We start from the raw sequence: 15,560 nt of genomic DNA, 5'->3' as shown, positions 1-15,560 counted from the left end.
CCCCGGCCCCGGAATTTTTCGTCGAAAAATTCCGGTTCCGTCACGCCGCAGCCCCCATCAGCTTTGCAGGCAGCGCATTGGCCCAGGCGCTGATCGATCCTGCCCCCAGACAGACGACCATATCCCCCGGCCGCGCCTGCTCGCGCACCAGACGTGCAAGATCGGCCTCGTCCTGCACGGCACGGGCGTGGCGGTGACCATGGGCGATCAGCCCCGCAACCAGATCGTCGCGGCTGGCACCCGCGATGGGGTCCTCCCCCGCGGCATAGATATCGGCGATGCCGACCACATCGGCCTCGTTGAAGCAGGTGCAGAAATCCTCGAACAGGCTCGACAGCCGCGTGAAGCGGTGCGGCTGGTGCACCGCGATCACACGCGCCCCCGGCTTGCCCGCAATCGCCTGCCGCGCCGCCTTCAGCACGGCGGCGATTTCCACCGGATGATGGCCGTAATCGTCGATGATGGTGACACCGTTCACCTCGGCCACCTTGGTAAACCGCCGGTTCACGCCGGCAAAGCCTGCCAAGGCCTCGCGGATTTCGTCTTTCTTCATGCCCAGATGCCGCGCCACTGCAACCGCCGCCAAGGCGTTCGACACATTGTGATCCCCCGGCATCGGCAGCACGCAACCCTCGATCACCGCGCCGTCACCTTCGCCCTGCAAGGCCACGTCGAAATGCGCCTTGCCACCCTCGAAGCGCAGGTTGACCGCCCGCACATCGGCCTGCGCGTTGAAACCGAAGGTCACGAACCGCCGGTCGGTCACCCGCCCCACCAGCGCCTGCACTTCCGCGTGGTCGGTGCAGCACACCGCCAGCCCGTAGAACGGGATGTTCGACACGAAATCGAAGAACCCCTTCCGCAGCGCGTCAAAGGTTCCCCAATGCTCCATATGCTCGGGGTCGATATTGGTCACGATGGCAATCGTCGCGGGCAGACGGTTGAACGACCCGTCCGACTCATCCGCCTCGACCACCATCCACTCGCCAGCCCCCGCCCGCGCGTTCGATCCGTAGGCGTGGATCACGCCCCCGTTGATCACCGTAGGGTCGAACCCGCCCTTGTCGAGCAGCGTCGCCACCATCGTCGTCGTCGTCGTCTTGCCATGGGTTCCGGCAATGGCGATGTTCGATTTCAGCCGCATCAACTCGGCCAGCATCTCGGCCCGCCGCACCACCGGCAGCTTGCGCCGCCGCGCCTCTTCCAGTTCCGGATTGCCCTTCTTGATGGCGCTGGAAATCACCACCACCGCCGCGTCCCCGATGTTCGCGGCGCTCTGCCCCTCGAACACCGTCGCACCCAGCGACACCAGCCGGTCGGTGATCCTGGATGCCTTGGCATCCGACCCCTGCACGCTATAGCCCAGCGTCATCAGCACTTCGGCGATCCCCGACATGCCGATCCCGCCGATCCCCACGAAATGGATCGGCCCCAACTCTCCGGGCAGTTTCGTCGCAGCATTCATGCCGTCTTTTCCTTTGCCAGTTCCTCGACCAGCGCCACCAGACGCTCTGTCGCATCGGGCCGCGCCTGCCCCAGAGCATGCCGCGCCATGGTCATGGCGGCATCGCTTTGCGTCAACACCGCCTCCAATTGCGCGGCAAGGCTGGCAGCGTCAAGCGCCTTTTCCGGGATCAGCACCGCCGCCCCCGCATCGACCAGCCCGCGCGCATTCGCGGTCTGATGGTCCCCCGTCGCCGCCGCAAAGGGGATCAGGATCGACGGCCGCCCGATCACCGATATATCGGCCACCGAAGACGCGCCCGAGCGTGAAATGACAAGCTGCGCCTCGGCCAGCCGTTTGGGGATGTCGGCAAAGAACGGCTTGACCTCGGCCAGCATCCCCGCCGCGTCATAGGCCGCAACCACCCGCGCCATATCCTCGTCCCGCGCCTGCTGCGCCACGCGCAACCGCAGCCGCAGCCCTTCGGGCAGCGCGGCCATCGCCGCAGGCACCACATCCGACAGGATACGCGCGCCTTGGCTTCCGCCGATCACCACCACGCTCATCGGGTAATCTCCGGGCGGAATATACCCCGCCCCCGACCGTTCCAACACCGCGCCCCGCACGGGGTTTCCCGTGTGATAGCCCGTCACCCCGTCGGGCAACGCGGTGGGCCAGGTGCCGCAAGCCACCTTGTCCACACGCGGCGCGAAAAGCCGGTTGACGCGGCCCAGCACGCCGTTTTGTTCATGGATCATCCGCGGCCGACGCAGCAGCCACGCCGCCCCCAGCGCCGGAATCGTCGGATAGCCGCCGAACCCCACCACCACCGCAGGCCGGTCGCGCAGCATCCCTGCCACCGCCGCCAGCACGCCGCCCGCAATCCGCAGCGGCACCAACACCTTGGCCAGCGCCCCGCCCCGCGCGAAGGTGGCCGAACTCACCTGCTCGACCTTCACCACATGCGGAAATCCCCCCGCATAACGCGCACCGCGCGCGTCGGTCGACAGCTTCACCCGCCAGCCCTTGCGCACCATCACCTCGGCCAGCGCCTGCGCGGGGAACATATGCCCCCCCGTGCCACCTGCCGCGATCAAGAGCAGCGGCGCAGCCATCAGCGCCCCCGCCGCTGGAAGATGTCGCCCATGGTCCCCTGCGGACGCGCCCGCGTCATCGCCAGCAGTGCCCCCGCCGTGATTCCGGCGGCGATCACCGACGACCCGCCATAGCTGACAAAGGGCAAGGTCATCCCCTTCGATGGCAGCAGCCGCACCGCCACCCCCATGTTGATCATCGCCTGCACGCCAAAGATACAGGCCAGCCCCGTCCCCGCCAGCCGGATGAACGGATCACGCTCCTTCATCAGCCGAAACAGCGAGCGCACCACCACAGTGGTGTAAAGCGCGATGATGACCAGCACCAGAATCAGCCCGTATTCCTCGGCTGCCACCGCGATGATGAAATCGGTATGCGCGTCCGGCAGCGACCACTTCACCTGCCCCTCGCCCACGCCGACCCCGAAGAACCCGCCTTCCTGAATGGCGTTCGTCGCATAGCCAAGCTGCGTGCGCGGGTCGATGTCGGGCGTCATGAACCCGTCGATCCGGCGGGCAAAATGCTCGGAACTCTCATAGGCCAGAAAACCGCCCACGGTCACGATCCCGATGATCCCCGCAATCAGCATCATCGGCGCACCAGCCACGAAATACATCACCCCCCAGCCGAACAGCACCAGCGCCGCCTGACCGAAATCGGGCTGCATCGCCAGAATCATCACCACAGCAAAGGACAACAGGAACGACACCAGCTTTCCGGGCGGCCCGTTCAGATCGAAGCTCGCCGCCATCATCCAGGCGCAGACCACGATGAACCCCGGCTTCAGGAATTCCGACGGCTGGAAGGACGCAAAGCCGAACGAGAACCAGCGCACGGCGCCCTTGCCGAAATCGGTACCAAAGACCGGCAACAGGCACAGGGCCACCATCGCCAGCACGAAACCGACCACGCCGACACGCCGCACCGTATAGGGCGACATCATCGACACGCCCAGCATCGCGACGATCCCCAGCCCGCCGAAAAACGCCTGCCGCTGCACGTAATAGAACGGGTCCAGCCCGTTCCTCGTGGCCAAGGGCACCGAAGCCGCAAGCCCCAGAAGCAGCCCGATCCCGAACAGCACCATGACGCAACTCATCGACCATTTGTCGATCGTCCGCCACCAACGGGGAAGAACAGGCTCGCTCACCCGTGAGGGCATCGAGCCATAAACCATCTCGGTCATGGGTGTATCCGCCTGTCGCCTTGCTCTGCCATTGCCCGCTTATCGACCGGGCTTGAGCGGAACTCTAACCGGATTTCCCCGTTCGTGCCAGTATAAACCGGACCTTCCACCGCAACGGACAGGCAGGAACCCGCCGCCCCTTCGCGCCCTTTCTGCCCCGCGCCGCAGGGCGCCGGTCCCTAAGCCGAAAGACCTCGATGGACCCCGATCCCAGCCCTTTCCACCTCGCCAAAACGGGCGACCGCAGCGTGACCGTCACGATGGGATTCGCCAGTCCCGGCCAGCGTCTGTTGCGCGCGCATATCGACCCCGACATCCTGCCCCGCTGGCTCGGCACCCCCGACCTGTCCCTGTCTGTCGGCCATGTCGACCCCCGTCCCGGTGGCCGCTTCGACATCGAGGCCCGTTTTCCCGAAGGCCCCCGCAGCGTCGCCTCGGGCCAGTTCGTCGACCTCGCCGAAACCCGCATCCGCCTCGAAGCCCGCCTTGATACCGGCATCTTCGCGGGCATCGCCCCGCGTCCGGTCCAGATCACCCTCGAAATCGAAGCCGAGGCGCATGGCACCCGCCTTACGCTCTCGCTCCGCTTTGCCGACCGCACCACCCGCGACGCCGCCCTGAACGGTTCGCTCGCCGCGACGCTGGACCGCGCCTACAGCCGCCTCGACGCGCTTTTGCAAGACTGACCGCCCCGCTTTGCCCCCCCTTCCTGACCGCTGCGGCTCGCCTCGCAAGACGTTGATTTAATTGGTAACGGATGGGGATATTACAACCAAAAGTAGCAATTGCGGCCAGACCGTACTATATGTGAAGAAGCTGCCCAAGACGCTTCACGGCTCCGAACACACGGGGTCGCGGCCAACAACCCACGGGCAGTAGAACCATGAAACTTTCCATCGCCTCGAACCAGTTCCCGATGTTCCAGCCGACAGGTCTGGACGACGTGAAAGACCCCTGCCCCGTCTTCGATGGCTGCGTCTGGCATATGTATGGCTCGGGCGGCACCGTCACCTCCGAGACGTGGCAGGTCTACCACGCCACCGCCCCCGCGCTCGAAGGCCCGTGGACCCAGGCCCCCCTGATCGACCTGCCGCTCACCGGATCGGGCGTCGCAGCCCCCGGCGTGGTGTTTGCGGATGGTCTGTTCCACATGTTCATCCAGACCGAGTTCATGAAACCGGGCGGCAAGGTCGAACACCTCACCAGCCATGACGGCTACGGCTGGACCCATGCCACCACCTGCTTTGCGGCGATCACCGGCACCGCCGAACACGGCATCTACGACCCCCACCCCGCCGAGGTGCAGGGCCAAAAATACATCGTCTACTCCGCCATGCCCGATTTCCAGCGCGTGCCGCAGCCCGATGTCTACCTTGCACGTTCGACCGGCGGCACATGGTTCGGCCCGTGGGAGCGTCTGGGCAAGATCCTCGACCACGAGGACATCCCCCACCACAACCCGCGCCATCACCCCGATTACGAATGGGGGCTCGAAGGCCCGCAGCTCGTGCAACTCGACGACGGCAAGGTGCTTCTGAATGCCACCTGCTTCCTGCCAAGTGGCCCCCGCGGCAGCCGCCAGCGCGTGTTCTTCGCTATCGCCGACAGCATCCAAGGCCCCTACCGCAGCCTCGGCCCCGTGATGGACCCGACCGAACCCGGCGAAAACGGCCATTCCACAGTGATGGTGCAAGGCAACGAGTTGACGCTCTTTTACCAAAGCCGGGTCGCCACCACCGGCCACCGCTGGCGCTACGGCATCCTGCGTATGCTGATGGACGCCTTTACGGCCCCCGCCCCGCGTGTGTCGCTCTGAAGTTTACCAGACCCGACCACCAAGCCCACCAAACCTCGCAGGCCGGCCCGCAGCAACACGGGCCGCCACACCCGCCCCCGCGCACCGGCCGCGAAACATGCCGCGTTCCTTGCTCGGGTCCGCCAGAGGGGCTTTTCCGGCGATAGCTCCCACCGCAAACGGCCACCAATCCTGCACCTTTGCCCGCGCCGACCGCGAATGATGTCTTGCGCCCGCACAGGTCCGCCAACAACCGGCCACCGCGCCAACCCGCTACCGTCCACGCGCTCCCCGCACGGCTGCGCCAATCCCGACCGCCTCGTGCCCCCTGTTGACCTTCGAACCCCACCGCGCCCCATGGCGGCCACTCTCTCGTCCCGCAAGCCCCCCACCCCCGCACCCGCACCGGCACTGGCACTGGCACCGGCACTGGCACCGGCACTGGCACCGGCACTGGCACTGGCACCCGCGAAACCCCCGTCGACCGCCCGCAACAGCCCTGCTATCCTGCCCCGGTCATGACAGCGCGCCCGATCCCCCTTTCCGCCTTTGCAGCCGCCTCGCTGCTGCCCGCAGCCCTGATCGCCACAGGCGCGGCGCTTGCAGGCCCGTGGCCCGCCATAGCGCTTGTTACTCTCTTCCTGCTGCCGATCGCCCTCGACCACCTCCTCGCCCGTGCCGCCGATCCGCAGGGCGCGGAATTCCCCGCCGGAAACGGTCTCCTCGTCCTCCTCGCGCTCACAGCCTTTGCCCTGCCGCTCGCCGCGATCCACGGCGCCACCAGCCCCTCCACCGGCCCCGCACATAAAGCAGCGCTCCTCATCGCAACCGGCCTCTGGCTCGGCCAGATCGCCCACCCCGCCGCGCACGAGCTGATCCACCGCACCGACCGCCGCCTCTACTGGCTGGGCGTCGCGGTCTACTCCGCCCTCCTCGTGGGCCACCACGCAAGCAGCCATCGCCTGATCCATCACCGCTTCGTCGCCACCCCCGACGACCCCGCCACCGCCCGCAGGGGCGAAGGCTTCTGGCGCTTTCTCTTGCGCGCAAGCTGGCAAGGCTACCGCGCGGGCTTCGCCGCCGAATCCGCCCGCTCCCGCCGCATCCATCCCTACGCCGTCTACACCGCCCTCTCTGCCGCAACGCTGACCGCTGCCGCACTGGTCGCAGGCCCCATGGGCGCAGCCCTGTGGGTGCTTCTCGCCTGCCACGCGCAACTGCAAATCCACCTGTCCGACTATGTCCAGCACTACGGCCTGACCCGCCGCATCCTGCCCGACGGCAAGCCCGAACCCGTCGGCCCCGCCCATTCGTGGAACTCGGCGCATTGGGCAACATCGGCGCTCCTCTTGAACGCACCGCGCCATTCCGATCACCACACCAACCCGCAGCGCCCCTATCCCGGCTTGCGCTTGCCCGATACGGCCCCCCGCCTGCCATGGCCGCTCCCTCTCGCCGCGCTGATCGCTCTGGTCCCGCCGCTCTGGCGCCGCCTCATGGCTCCAGAACTGTCCCGCCACCTCTCGCGCCTGCCCCCAGCCGGATGACTGGTCTTTCCGGATGACTGGCCTTTCCGGATGACTGGCCTTTCCGGACGACTGGCCTTTCCGGATGACTGGCCTTTAGCGCCCGCCTCTGCCACCCTCCCCCGATAGTCCGAGGCTTTCCATGACCCTGCCCCCCCGATCTGCCCTGTTCCTCACCCTCTCGCTCGGGCTTGCGCTCATTTCGGTCCCGGGCATCGCCGCCCCCGCAGAAACCCCCATGACCGCGGCCGAATTCGAAGCCTACGCCACCGGCAAGACCCTGTCCTACGCCATGGGGTCCACCCTCTGGGGAGCCGAACAGTATCTGGAAAACCGTCAGGTGATCTGGGCCTTCGACAAGACCGATTGCCAATACGGCATCTGGTTCGAGGATGCGGGCAACATCTGCTTCGTCTACGACAACGATCCAGTCCCGCAATGCTGGCGCTTTTTCAGGGAAAGCGCAGGCCTGCGCGCCGAACTGGTCGAAGACCCCGCAGGCACCAAATTGTCCGAGGTCAGCCAAAGCGCAGACCCCTTGCAATGCAAAGGCCCCGACGTCGGCGTCTGATAATTATCCCCAAGAAAAGCTCAGAACAGCGACCCTTGCCCGTTCCCGCTTTCGCCCTTCTTCGGCTTGCGCCCGCCCGCCACGATGCGCCCGTCGGCAAATTCTATCTCCAGCACGCCAGCCCTCTCGGCACCCGCCTTTGTCGTAACGACAGCCCCGTCGCCCCGCACCACGGCAAAACCGCGCTTCAGCGTCTCGGCATAGCCCAGCGTCGCCCGCGTGCGGTCCAGCGCGTCAAGCCGCTGGCCAAGCTGCACGAACCGCTGCGCCGCAGCGCCTTCCAGCCGCCCCTCAAGCCCTGCCAGCTTCTCGCGCCCGCGCACCACGTCCCGCTCGGCATCGCCCAACAGCCGCTCTAGCGCCGGAACCAGCCGCGCCGCCAGCGCCTCGACCCGCACCCCCACCCGCTCGCGCCGCCGCTCGAAAGCGATATCCAGCCCCCGCGCCCGCTCGGCCACATCGCGCCGTCGATGCGCCACAAGCCCCAGCAGCAACTCGGGCCGCACCAGCCCCGCCCGCGCCCCGAACACCTGCCGCTTCTTGGCCGCAGCCATGCCCAGCGCCGCCCCCAGCTTGCCCGCCCACAGGTCCAGCCGCTGCGCCGCACCACCCGTCAATGCCTCCAGCCGTGGCAAGGCGCGGCCCATATCGCGCAACCGCTGCCCCCGCGCGCCAACGCCGGCCACGACCGCCCGAACCGACCGCGCGCCTAAGCCGTCGACCGCCGCCAGCAACTCCAGCCGCACCGGCACCGCCATTTCGGCAGCCGCCGTGGGGGTGGGCGCCCGCCTGTCGGATGCGTAATCGATCAGCGTCGTATCCGTCTCGTGCCCCACCGCCGAGATCAGCGGAATCCGGCTCTCTGCTGCCGCCCGAACCACGATCTCCTCGTTGAACCCCCACAGGTCTTCCAGCGACCCGCCCCCCCGCGCCACGATGATCACATCGGGCCGCGGCACAGTCCCGCCCGGCTCGATCGCGTTGAACCCGCGAATGGCCGCCGCCACCTCGGCGGCACAAGCCTGCCCCTGCACTGCCACCGGCCATATCAGCACATGGCGCGGAAAACGGTCGCGCACGCGGTGCAAGATGTCCCGTATCACCGCCCCCGAAGGCGAGGTGACAACCCCGATCACCTCCGGCAAAAACGGAATCGCCTGCTTGCGCCCCGCATCGAACAACCCTTCCGCAGCCAACGCCGCACGGCGCTTTTCCAGCATCGCCATCAAGGCACCCGCCCCCGCAGGGGCCACATCCTCGACGATCAACTGGTATTTCGACTGCCCCGGAAAGGTGGTCATCCGCCCCGTGGCGATCACTTCCATCCCCTCTTCGGGGCGCACCTGCATCTTGGCGACCTGCCCCTTCCAGCTGATCGCCGCAATGACGCTGCGATCATCCTTGAGGTCGAAATACAGATGCCCCGAGGCCGGACGCGACACCCGCCCCACCTCGCCCCGCACGCGGACAAGCCCGAACTCGCCCTCGATCACCCGCTTCACCGCGCCGGACAGTTCCGACACGGTGTATTCCGGCTGGTTGCCTTGCGGCGCAGGGGCTGCGTCTTCGAACAGGTCCATCGTGCTCTCCGTGGTGCCCATCGATGGTAAGCCGCCCGACGCCAAAGGAAAACCGCAAAGCGGTTTCTCACAAAGAAACCGCGCCGGAATTTGACGCAAATTCCGCGCCCGCCCCGACAGGCGCGCCCCCGATTTCTGCGTCAGAAATCGCCGCGAAATCTGCGTCAGATTTCGCTCCCTGTGCCCGCCCCGCTTGCACGCCCCCCTGTTCCGCCCCTATAGCCGAACGGCAACCAAAGGGGGACACCGGCCCATGAACATCCTCATCCTCGGCGCAGGCGGCCGCGAACATGCCCTCGCATGGGCCGTCAAGCAAAACCCGAAAACCGACCGCCTGATCGTGGCCCCCGGCAATGCGGGCATCGCCCGGCTTGCAGAAACCGCCGACATAGACATCCTGTCTGGCAGCACGGTCGTCGCCTTCTGCGAAGAAAACGCCATCGACTTCGTCATCATAGGCCCCGAAGCCCCGCTGGCCGCAGGCGTGGCCGATGCCACCCGCGCCGCAGGCATCCTCACCTTCGGCCCCTCGGCAGCAGCCGCCAAACTCGAAGCCTCCAAAGCCTTCACCAAGGAAATCTGCGACGCCTGCGCCGCCCCCACCGCCGCCTATGCCCGCTTCACCGCCGCAGAACCCGCCCGCGCCTATGTGCACGCCATGGGCGCCCCCATCGTGGTGAAAGCCGATGGCCTCGCCGCAGGCAAAGGCGTCATCGTCGCCATGACCCTTGACGAAGCCCTCGCCGCCATCGACGACATGTTCGGCGGCGAATTCGGCGCGGCAGGCGCCGAGGTGGTGATCGAGGAATTCATGACCGGCGAGGAAGCCTCGTTCTTCATCCTCACCGACGGCGTGAACGCCCTGCCCATCGGCACGGCCCAAGACCACAAGCGCGTGGGCGATGGCGACACCGGCCCCAACACCGGCGGCATGGGCGCCTATTCGCCCGCCCCCGTGCTGACCGACGAAATCGCCGACCGCGCCATGCGTGAAATCGTCCTGCCCACCATCCGCGAAATGGCCCGCCGCGGCACGCCCTACCAAGGCGTGCTCTACGCCGGCCTGATGATCGAAAATGGCCAGGGCCGCCTTGTCGAATACAACGCCCGCTTCGGCGACCCCGAAACGCAGGTGCTCATGATGCGCCTCGGCGCACAGGCGCTCGACCTTCTGCTCGCCTGTGCCGAAACCCGCCTCGATCAGGCGCAGGTCACATGGGCCGACGACCACGCCCTGACCGTGGTCATGGCAGCAAAGGGCTACCCCGCCGCCTACGAAAAAGGCACCCCCATCAAGGGCATCGACGCCCTGCCCGAAACCTCGTCGCAGATGGTGTTCCACGCCGGAACCACCACCACCAACGGCACCCTAACCGCCAACGGCGGCCGCGTGCTGAACGTCACCGCCCGTGGCACGACCCTGGCCGAGGCCCGCGCCCGCGCCTATGCCATGGTCGACGCCCTCGACTGGCCCCAAGGCTTCTGCCGCCGCGACATCGGCTGGCGCGCCCTCTGACAAGCGCATAGGCCCCGCCGCTGCGATCACGCCCGCCCCGGGGAGGGGCCCTTCTGCCCCTCCCCCGACCCCTCCCCCTCCCCCGAGGATATTTGGGCCAGCGTGAATGGAAAGAACGCAGTCAGCCCGACGCACCCGTCACGGCTGACAACCCGGTGTCTCTTTCACACTCGCTCAAATATCCTCGGGAGGGGTCCGGGGAGGGTGGAAAACCCTCCCCGGCGCCAGCCACGGTCACGCGATAGCTAGGGCCTGAACCCGCGCGGTGAAATCCTCGCCGCGCTTTTCGAAATTCGGATACTGGTCGAAACTCGCCGCGGCAGGGGCCAGCAGCACCACATCCCCCGCCTCGGCCTCGGCGGCCGCCCGCTCGACCGCCCGCGCCATCGTCTCGCAAATCTCGTACGGCGTGTCGCCCAGTTGCAGCGCGAAATCCCGCGCCGAATGACCGATCAGATAGGCCTTCGCCACCGACCCGAGCAAGGGCTGCAAGGCCGCGATCCCGCCCTCCTTGCCCATACCCCCCGCAATCCAGCGGATGCGCGCAAATGCCTGCAAGGCCTTGGCCGCCGAATCCACGTTCGTCGCCTTGCTGTCGTTCACGAACCGCACCCCGCCACGTTCGCCCACCAGCTGGCTCCGGTGCGGCAGCCCTGCAAAACTGCGCAAACCCGCCTCGATCTCGCGCGGGGCCAAACCCAGCGTCCGGCAAGCGGCATAGGCGGCACAGGCATTCTGGTGGTTATGCGCGCCCGGCAGGCCCGCCACCTCGCGCAGGTCGATCGACGCCACCTGCCGCCCCTTGCGCCATTCCGCCAGAAACCCCTTGCGCGCAAAGACCGACCAGCCGAACCCGTCCAGCTTCTGCCCCGACGAGATGCGGATCACGCGGTCATCCGCAGCCCCCTCGGCAAGCTGCCCCGCCAGAAACACGCCCTCCACCTCGTCGACCCCGATCACCGCACGGTCCGGCCCGCCCTCGGCAAAAAGCCGCCGCTTGGCCGCGAAATAGCCGCCCATCCCGTTGTGGCGATCAAGGTGGTCGGGCGACAGGTTGGTGAACACCGCCACATCCGGCGTCAGCGCCCGCGCGAGTTCCGTCTGATAGGACGACAACTCCAGCACCACCACCTCGCCATCCACCGCAGGATCGATGTCGAGAACCCCGCGCCCGATATTGCCCGCCATTTGCACGGGTCGCCCCGCCTCGGCCAGAATATGCGCGATCAGCGCGGTGGTGGTCGATTTCCCGTTCGACCCCGTCACCGCGATGACACGCGGCGTCACGTCGAACCCGTCCCAATCCTCGGCGGCGAAACTGCGGAAGAACAACCCGATGTCATTGTCGACCGGCACGCCCGCCTCCATCGCCGCCCTGATGATGCGATGCGGCGCGGGGTAAAGATGCGGAATACCCGGAGACGTGACCAGCACCACCACGCCCTCCAGCGCGCCGGCGCGGCCCAGATCGGTCAGCACAAAACCCTCGGCCTCGGCCGCTGCCCGCGCCTCGGGGCTGTCATCCCAAAGCAACGCCTCGGCCCCGCCCGCAACCAGCGCCCGCGCCGTGGCCAGACCCGACCGGCCCAAACCCAGCACCGCCACCTTCGCCCCCGCATATCCCCGAACCGGTATCATCCCGCAGCCCCCCGAAACCCTGACCAAGCGGATAGGCGATCCCGCCCCGCCCGAATAGCCCCAACCATCCGCCCCTACCAGCCAATCGGCTGGCGCTGGCGGAAGAACCCGCCCGTCGGCCCGTCCTCGGGCAGCAGCGCCAGCCACACCGGCGTATCCGCACCTTCCTCCACCGTCAAAGGCGCACCCGCCCCGCCCATCCGCGTGGCAACCCAGCCCGGACAACAGGCGTTCACCTTCACCCCCTTGGGCAGATCGCGCGGCAGCGCCCGCGTCAGCGCGTTCAGCGCCGCCTTGGCCACCCCGTAAGCGCCCGGCCCCCCAACCCCTCGGCATGGGCACCCAGCCCCGACGACAGGTTGACGATCCGGCCCCAACCCGTCTCGCGCCAATGCGGCAGGTTCAGCCGGATCAGATCGAGCGGCGCCTGCACCATCACCTCCATGGCTTCCGCAAAATCCGACTTCGGCGACAAAAGCGACACCTCGTTCAGAACCCCCGCATTGTTGACCAGAATGTCGAACCCGCCTGCCTGCACTACGGCGTCAAAGCATGTATCGGGGTCAGCAAGATCCAGCCGCGCATAGGCACAACCCGCCTCGGCCGCCGCCCTGCGCCCGCGCTCCTCGTCCCGCGCGCCAAGCGTGACACGGCACCCCCGCGCCACCAGCGCCTTGCAGATCGCAAGCCCTATGCCACGGTTGCCACCCGTCACCAGCGCCGTCGGATGCAAAGGCCGCGTCATGTTCCGAACTCTCCCGACCAGACCATTCCCGATACCCTCCCCGACAGCCGCCAAATCCCGCAGCCAAACCCTTGGGCCTGAATTTTCGCAGAAAATTCACTGGCCCCGGCAAGACGCCACGCTCGTTCATTCCGGCCCAAGCGCACCTCAGGCACCCTCAAACTGCGGGAGTAAACACCTAAAACCCCTGGCGCAAGACTTCGATCCTGCGCGATTTGGGAAGTCGCAGCTTTGCCGCATCGATCCGCGACCAGAGCGTGCCGGACAGAAAATGACCGATGGTAAGCAGCTTTCGCTCCGCCAGAGATGTCATGCACCGATCACCTTGGCGTCAAAAGCGGTGTCTGAAAAACTCTCGGACGCCGCGCCGCGCAGAAACTAGAAAGTTCTTGTAGTCCGCCTGTCCCGACGCGTCTGGGTCGCTCTATTCCGCCGTGAAAAACTTCCTTCGGGAAACGATCCCCCAAGCCGTTGTCCAGCGTCATGGCCCAAGCCATGGTGAACCCTCGACATCGCGCGCGGATGATCACTCACTCACGAACGGCTCATGCGATGCAGATCGCAAGACCGATGCCACGGCTGCCACCCGTCACCAGCACGGTCGGATGCAAAGGCCGCGTCAGTGCGTCATTCCTTTGGCACATACCAGACGCGACCACCCGCCGGACCGTTCCTTGCGCCATTTGGCACAGGCGCAACCCAAATTTCTTCCTCAAGAAATTTGCGCGGAATTTTTCTGCAAAATTCCGCTACCGCGCCCGCCGCCGCCACAGCGCGTAAAGCCCGCCCGCCAGCAGCACGCCCGCCCCGACCGACAGCGCCACATGCTGCCCCCAGCTCAGCGCGCCCCAAAGCCGCTCGACCGTCAACCCCAACCCGAAGCCGAGGCCGACGTAAAGCGCCGCCCAAAGCGACACCGAAACCGCGTCCAGCGCAAGGAACAAAAGCCCGTTCACCCCCGCCGCGCCCAGCACCGGCGGCGTAAAGGTCCGTGTCCCCCAGACGAAGCGGAACCCGAGGATGATCTTCACCGGATGCGCCGCAGCCGCAGCCGTCACCCGCACCGCGACCGGGTTGCGCAAAAGCCGCGCCACCAAAGGCACCCGCCCCGAATGGCGCCCCAGATGGAACAGCACGTTGTCCACTCCCATTGCCCCCACCGTCACCGCAGCCCAGGCGCCCACGGCCGAAATCAGCCCGCGATGCGCCATCAGCCCGCCGATAAAGGCCACAGCGTCGCCCTCGAACAGCGACCCCAGCGTCAGCGCAGGCAGCCCCCAGGCCGCGATCAGCGCTTCCATCGTCATGGCTTTCCCATCCCCTCAAACACGAAGCCGGACCGCCCTCCGGCAGTCCGGCCCCGAAACCTTCCCCGCGCGCCTCAGCGCACCTTCAGCGTTGCCAAGCCTGCCAGCGCCAGAATGAGCGAGATGATCCAGAACCGGATCACGATCTGCGGCTCGGCCCAGCCCTTCTTTTCAAAGTGGTGGTGGATCGGCGCCATCAGGAACACCCGCCGCCCCGTGCGCTTGAAGTAAAGCACCTGTATGATGACCGACAGCGCCTCGACCACGAACAGCCCGCCCACGATGGCCAGCACGATCTCGTGCTTGGTGCAGACCGCAATCGCCCCCAGTGCCCCGCCCAACGCCAGCGACCCGGTATCCCCCATAAACACGGCAGCAGGCGGCGCGTTATACCACAAGAACCCCAAGCCCCCGCCGAACAGGGCCGCGGCAAAGATCAGCAACTCCCCCGTACCGGGCACGAAATGCACGCCCAGATATTCGGTGAAATTGTAGTTGCCCACCACATAGGAAATCACCCCCAACGTCCCCGCCGCGATCATCACGGGCATGATCGCCAGCCCGTCCAGACCGTCCGTCAGGTTCACCGCATTGGCCGCCCCCACGATCACGATCATGCCAAAGGGCACGAACAGGATGCCAAGGTTGATCAGCGCATCCTTGAAGAACGGCAGCGCCAACTGGTTGGTCAATTCCGCCGGATGGAAACTCGCCGCCGCAAAACTCGCCAGCGCCGCGATAGCCAACCCGGCGCCAAAACGAACCTTGCCCGACACGCCCTTGGTGTTCTGCTTGGTCACCTTGGCATAGTCATCGGCAAAGCCGATCAGTCCGAATGCCAGCGTCACCAGCAGCACGATCCAGACATAGGGGTTGTCCAGCCGCGCCCAGAGCAGGGTCGACACGACGAGCGCCGACAGGATCAGAAGCCCCCCCATCGTCGGGGTTCCCGCCTTGACGAAATGCGTCTGCGGGCCATCCTCGCGGATCGGCTGACCCTTCTTCTGCTTGCGGCGCAAAAGGTCGATCAAGGGCCGCCCGAAGACGAAACCGAAGACCAGCGCGGTGACGAAAGCAGCCCCCGCGCGGAATGTGATGTAGCGGAACAGGTTGAACACGTCGCCCCCGTCCGAAAAGGCGGTCAGCCAGTAAAACAT

The 15,560-nt window shown here is 66.7% G+C and carries 17 protein-coding genes; 6 read left to right on the top strand and 11 right to left on the bottom strand.

Features of this window, described 5'->3' with window-relative positions:
- Window positions 1-40: 40 nt before the first annotated feature.
- Genes murC through ftsW form a run of 3 tightly spaced genes read right to left on the bottom strand, consistent with a single transcriptional unit; the run spans window position 41 to window position 3,725 of the window.
- A complete protein-coding gene (gene murC / locus HYN69_RS04460) occupies window positions 41-1,465 on the bottom strand; it encodes a UDP-N-acetylmuramate--L-alanine ligase (RefSeq protein ID WP_108434687.1) in 1,425 nt (474 codons plus the stop codon).
- Window positions 1,462-2,559 carry a UDP-N-acetylglucosamine--N-acetylmuramyl-(pentapeptide) pyrophosphoryl-undecaprenol N-acetylglucosamine transferase gene (locus HYN69_RS04455; RefSeq protein ID WP_108434686.1) on the bottom strand — a complete coding sequence of 366 codons (1,098 nt, stop codon included), beginning with the start codon at window positions 2,557-2,559 and terminating at the stop codon, window positions 1,462-1,464. Before HYN69_RS04455 ends, murC begins: the two co-directional genes overlap by 4 nt.
- Window positions 2,559-3,725, bottom strand: a complete 1,167-nt coding sequence (gene ftsW, locus HYN69_RS04450; RefSeq protein WP_108434685.1) for a putative lipid II flippase FtsW — start codon at window positions 3,723-3,725, stop codon at window positions 2,559-2,561. The genes HYN69_RS04455 and ftsW overlap by 1 nt, the downstream gene beginning before the upstream one ends.
- 260 nt (window positions 3,726-3,985) lie before the next feature.
- Between ftsW and HYN69_RS04445 the strand changes: the two genes are divergently transcribed.
- The 5 genes from HYN69_RS04445 (at window position 3,986) to HYN69_RS04425 (ending at window position 7,617) form a co-directional block, all read left to right on the top strand.
- Window positions 3,986-4,411: an SRPBCC domain-containing protein gene (locus tag HYN69_RS04445; RefSeq protein WP_216824652.1), complete on the top strand. Its 426-nt coding sequence runs from the start codon at window positions 3,986-3,988 to the stop codon at window positions 4,409-4,411.
- A gap of 197 nt (window positions 4,412-4,608) precedes the next feature.
- Entirely contained in the window at window positions 4,609-5,541 is a 933-nt protein-coding gene (locus tag HYN69_RS04440; protein ID WP_108434683.1) for a glycoside hydrolase family protein, read from the top strand.
- Window positions 5,542-5,877: 336 nt separating this feature from the next.
- A complete protein-coding gene (locus HYN69_RS21145) occupies window positions 5,878-6,042 on the top strand; it encodes a hypothetical protein (protein WP_216824651.1) in 165 nt (54 codons plus the stop codon).
- Window positions 6,039-7,067, top strand: a complete 1,029-nt coding sequence (locus HYN69_RS04430) for an alkane 1-monooxygenase (RefSeq protein WP_108434681.1) — start codon at window positions 6,039-6,041, stop codon at window positions 7,065-7,067. Before HYN69_RS21145 ends, HYN69_RS04430 begins: the two co-directional genes overlap by 4 nt.
- A gap of 121 nt (window positions 7,068-7,188) precedes the next feature.
- Window positions 7,189-7,617, top strand: coding sequence for a hypothetical protein (locus HYN69_RS04425; RefSeq protein ID WP_108434680.1), 429 nt, complete (start codon window positions 7,189-7,191; stop codon window positions 7,615-7,617).
- A gap of 20 nt (window positions 7,618-7,637) precedes the next feature.
- On the opposite strand, the gene xseA is transcribed toward HYN69_RS04425, so the two are convergent.
- A complete protein-coding gene (xseA, locus tag HYN69_RS04420) occupies window positions 7,638-9,197 on the bottom strand; it encodes an exodeoxyribonuclease VII large subunit (protein WP_108434679.1) in 1,560 nt (519 codons plus the stop codon).
- Window positions 9,198-9,450: 253 nt separating this feature from the next.
- On the opposite strand from xseA, the gene purD reads away from it, so the two are divergent.
- Window positions 9,451-10,713: a phosphoribosylamine--glycine ligase gene (purD, locus tag HYN69_RS04415; RefSeq protein WP_108434678.1), complete on the top strand. Its 1,263-nt coding sequence runs from the start codon at window positions 9,451-9,453 to the stop codon at window positions 10,711-10,713.
- Between the two features lie 234 nt (window positions 10,714-10,947).
- Here the strand turns inward: purD and murD are convergent, their stop codons facing one another.
- The 7 genes from murD to mraY form a co-directional block, all read right to left on the bottom strand.
- A complete protein-coding gene (gene murD, locus HYN69_RS04410; RefSeq protein ID WP_108434677.1) occupies window positions 10,948-12,351 on the bottom strand; it encodes a UDP-N-acetylmuramoyl-L-alanine--D-glutamate ligase in 1,404 nt (467 codons plus the stop codon).
- Window positions 12,352-12,425: 74 nt separating this feature from the next.
- On the bottom strand, window positions 12,426-12,653 hold the full coding sequence (locus HYN69_RS21670) for an SDR family oxidoreductase (protein WP_216824650.1): 228 nt from the start codon (window positions 12,651-12,653) through the stop codon (window positions 12,426-12,428).
- Entirely contained in the window at window positions 12,635-13,096 is a 462-nt protein-coding gene (locus HYN69_RS04405) for an SDR family NAD(P)-dependent oxidoreductase (protein WP_216824649.1), read from the bottom strand. Before HYN69_RS04405 ends, HYN69_RS21670 begins: the two co-directional genes overlap by 19 nt.
- A 178-nt stretch (window positions 13,097-13,274) precedes the next feature.
- The gene (locus HYN69_RS21665; RefSeq protein ID WP_268902875.1) at window positions 13,275-13,409 is read right to left on the bottom strand and encodes a hypothetical protein; all 135 of its coding nucleotides are present in this window, start codon (window positions 13,407-13,409) and stop codon (window positions 13,275-13,277) included.
- Window positions 13,410-13,641: 232 nt separating this feature from the next.
- Window positions 13,642-13,812 carry a hypothetical protein gene (locus HYN69_RS21135; RefSeq protein WP_216824648.1) on the bottom strand — a complete coding sequence of 57 codons (171 nt, stop codon included), beginning with the start codon at window positions 13,810-13,812 and terminating at the stop codon, window positions 13,642-13,644.
- A gap of 33 nt (window positions 13,813-13,845) precedes the next feature.
- The gene (locus tag HYN69_RS04400) at window positions 13,846-14,403 is read right to left on the bottom strand and encodes a DedA family protein (protein ID WP_108434676.1); all 558 of its coding nucleotides are present in this window, start codon (window positions 14,401-14,403) and stop codon (window positions 13,846-13,848) included.
- Window positions 14,404-14,477: 74 nt separating this feature from the next.
- Window positions 14,478-15,560, bottom strand: coding sequence for a phospho-N-acetylmuramoyl-pentapeptide-transferase (gene mraY, locus HYN69_RS04395; RefSeq protein ID WP_108434675.1), 1,083 nt, complete (start codon window positions 15,558-15,560; stop codon window positions 14,478-14,480).

It is taken from the genome of Gemmobacter aquarius, assembly GCF_003060865.1.
Taxonomy (GTDB): domain Bacteria; phylum Pseudomonadota; class Alphaproteobacteria; order Rhodobacterales; family Rhodobacteraceae; genus Paragemmobacter; species Paragemmobacter aquarius.
This window is presented reverse-complemented; position numbering and strand designations above follow the sequence as displayed.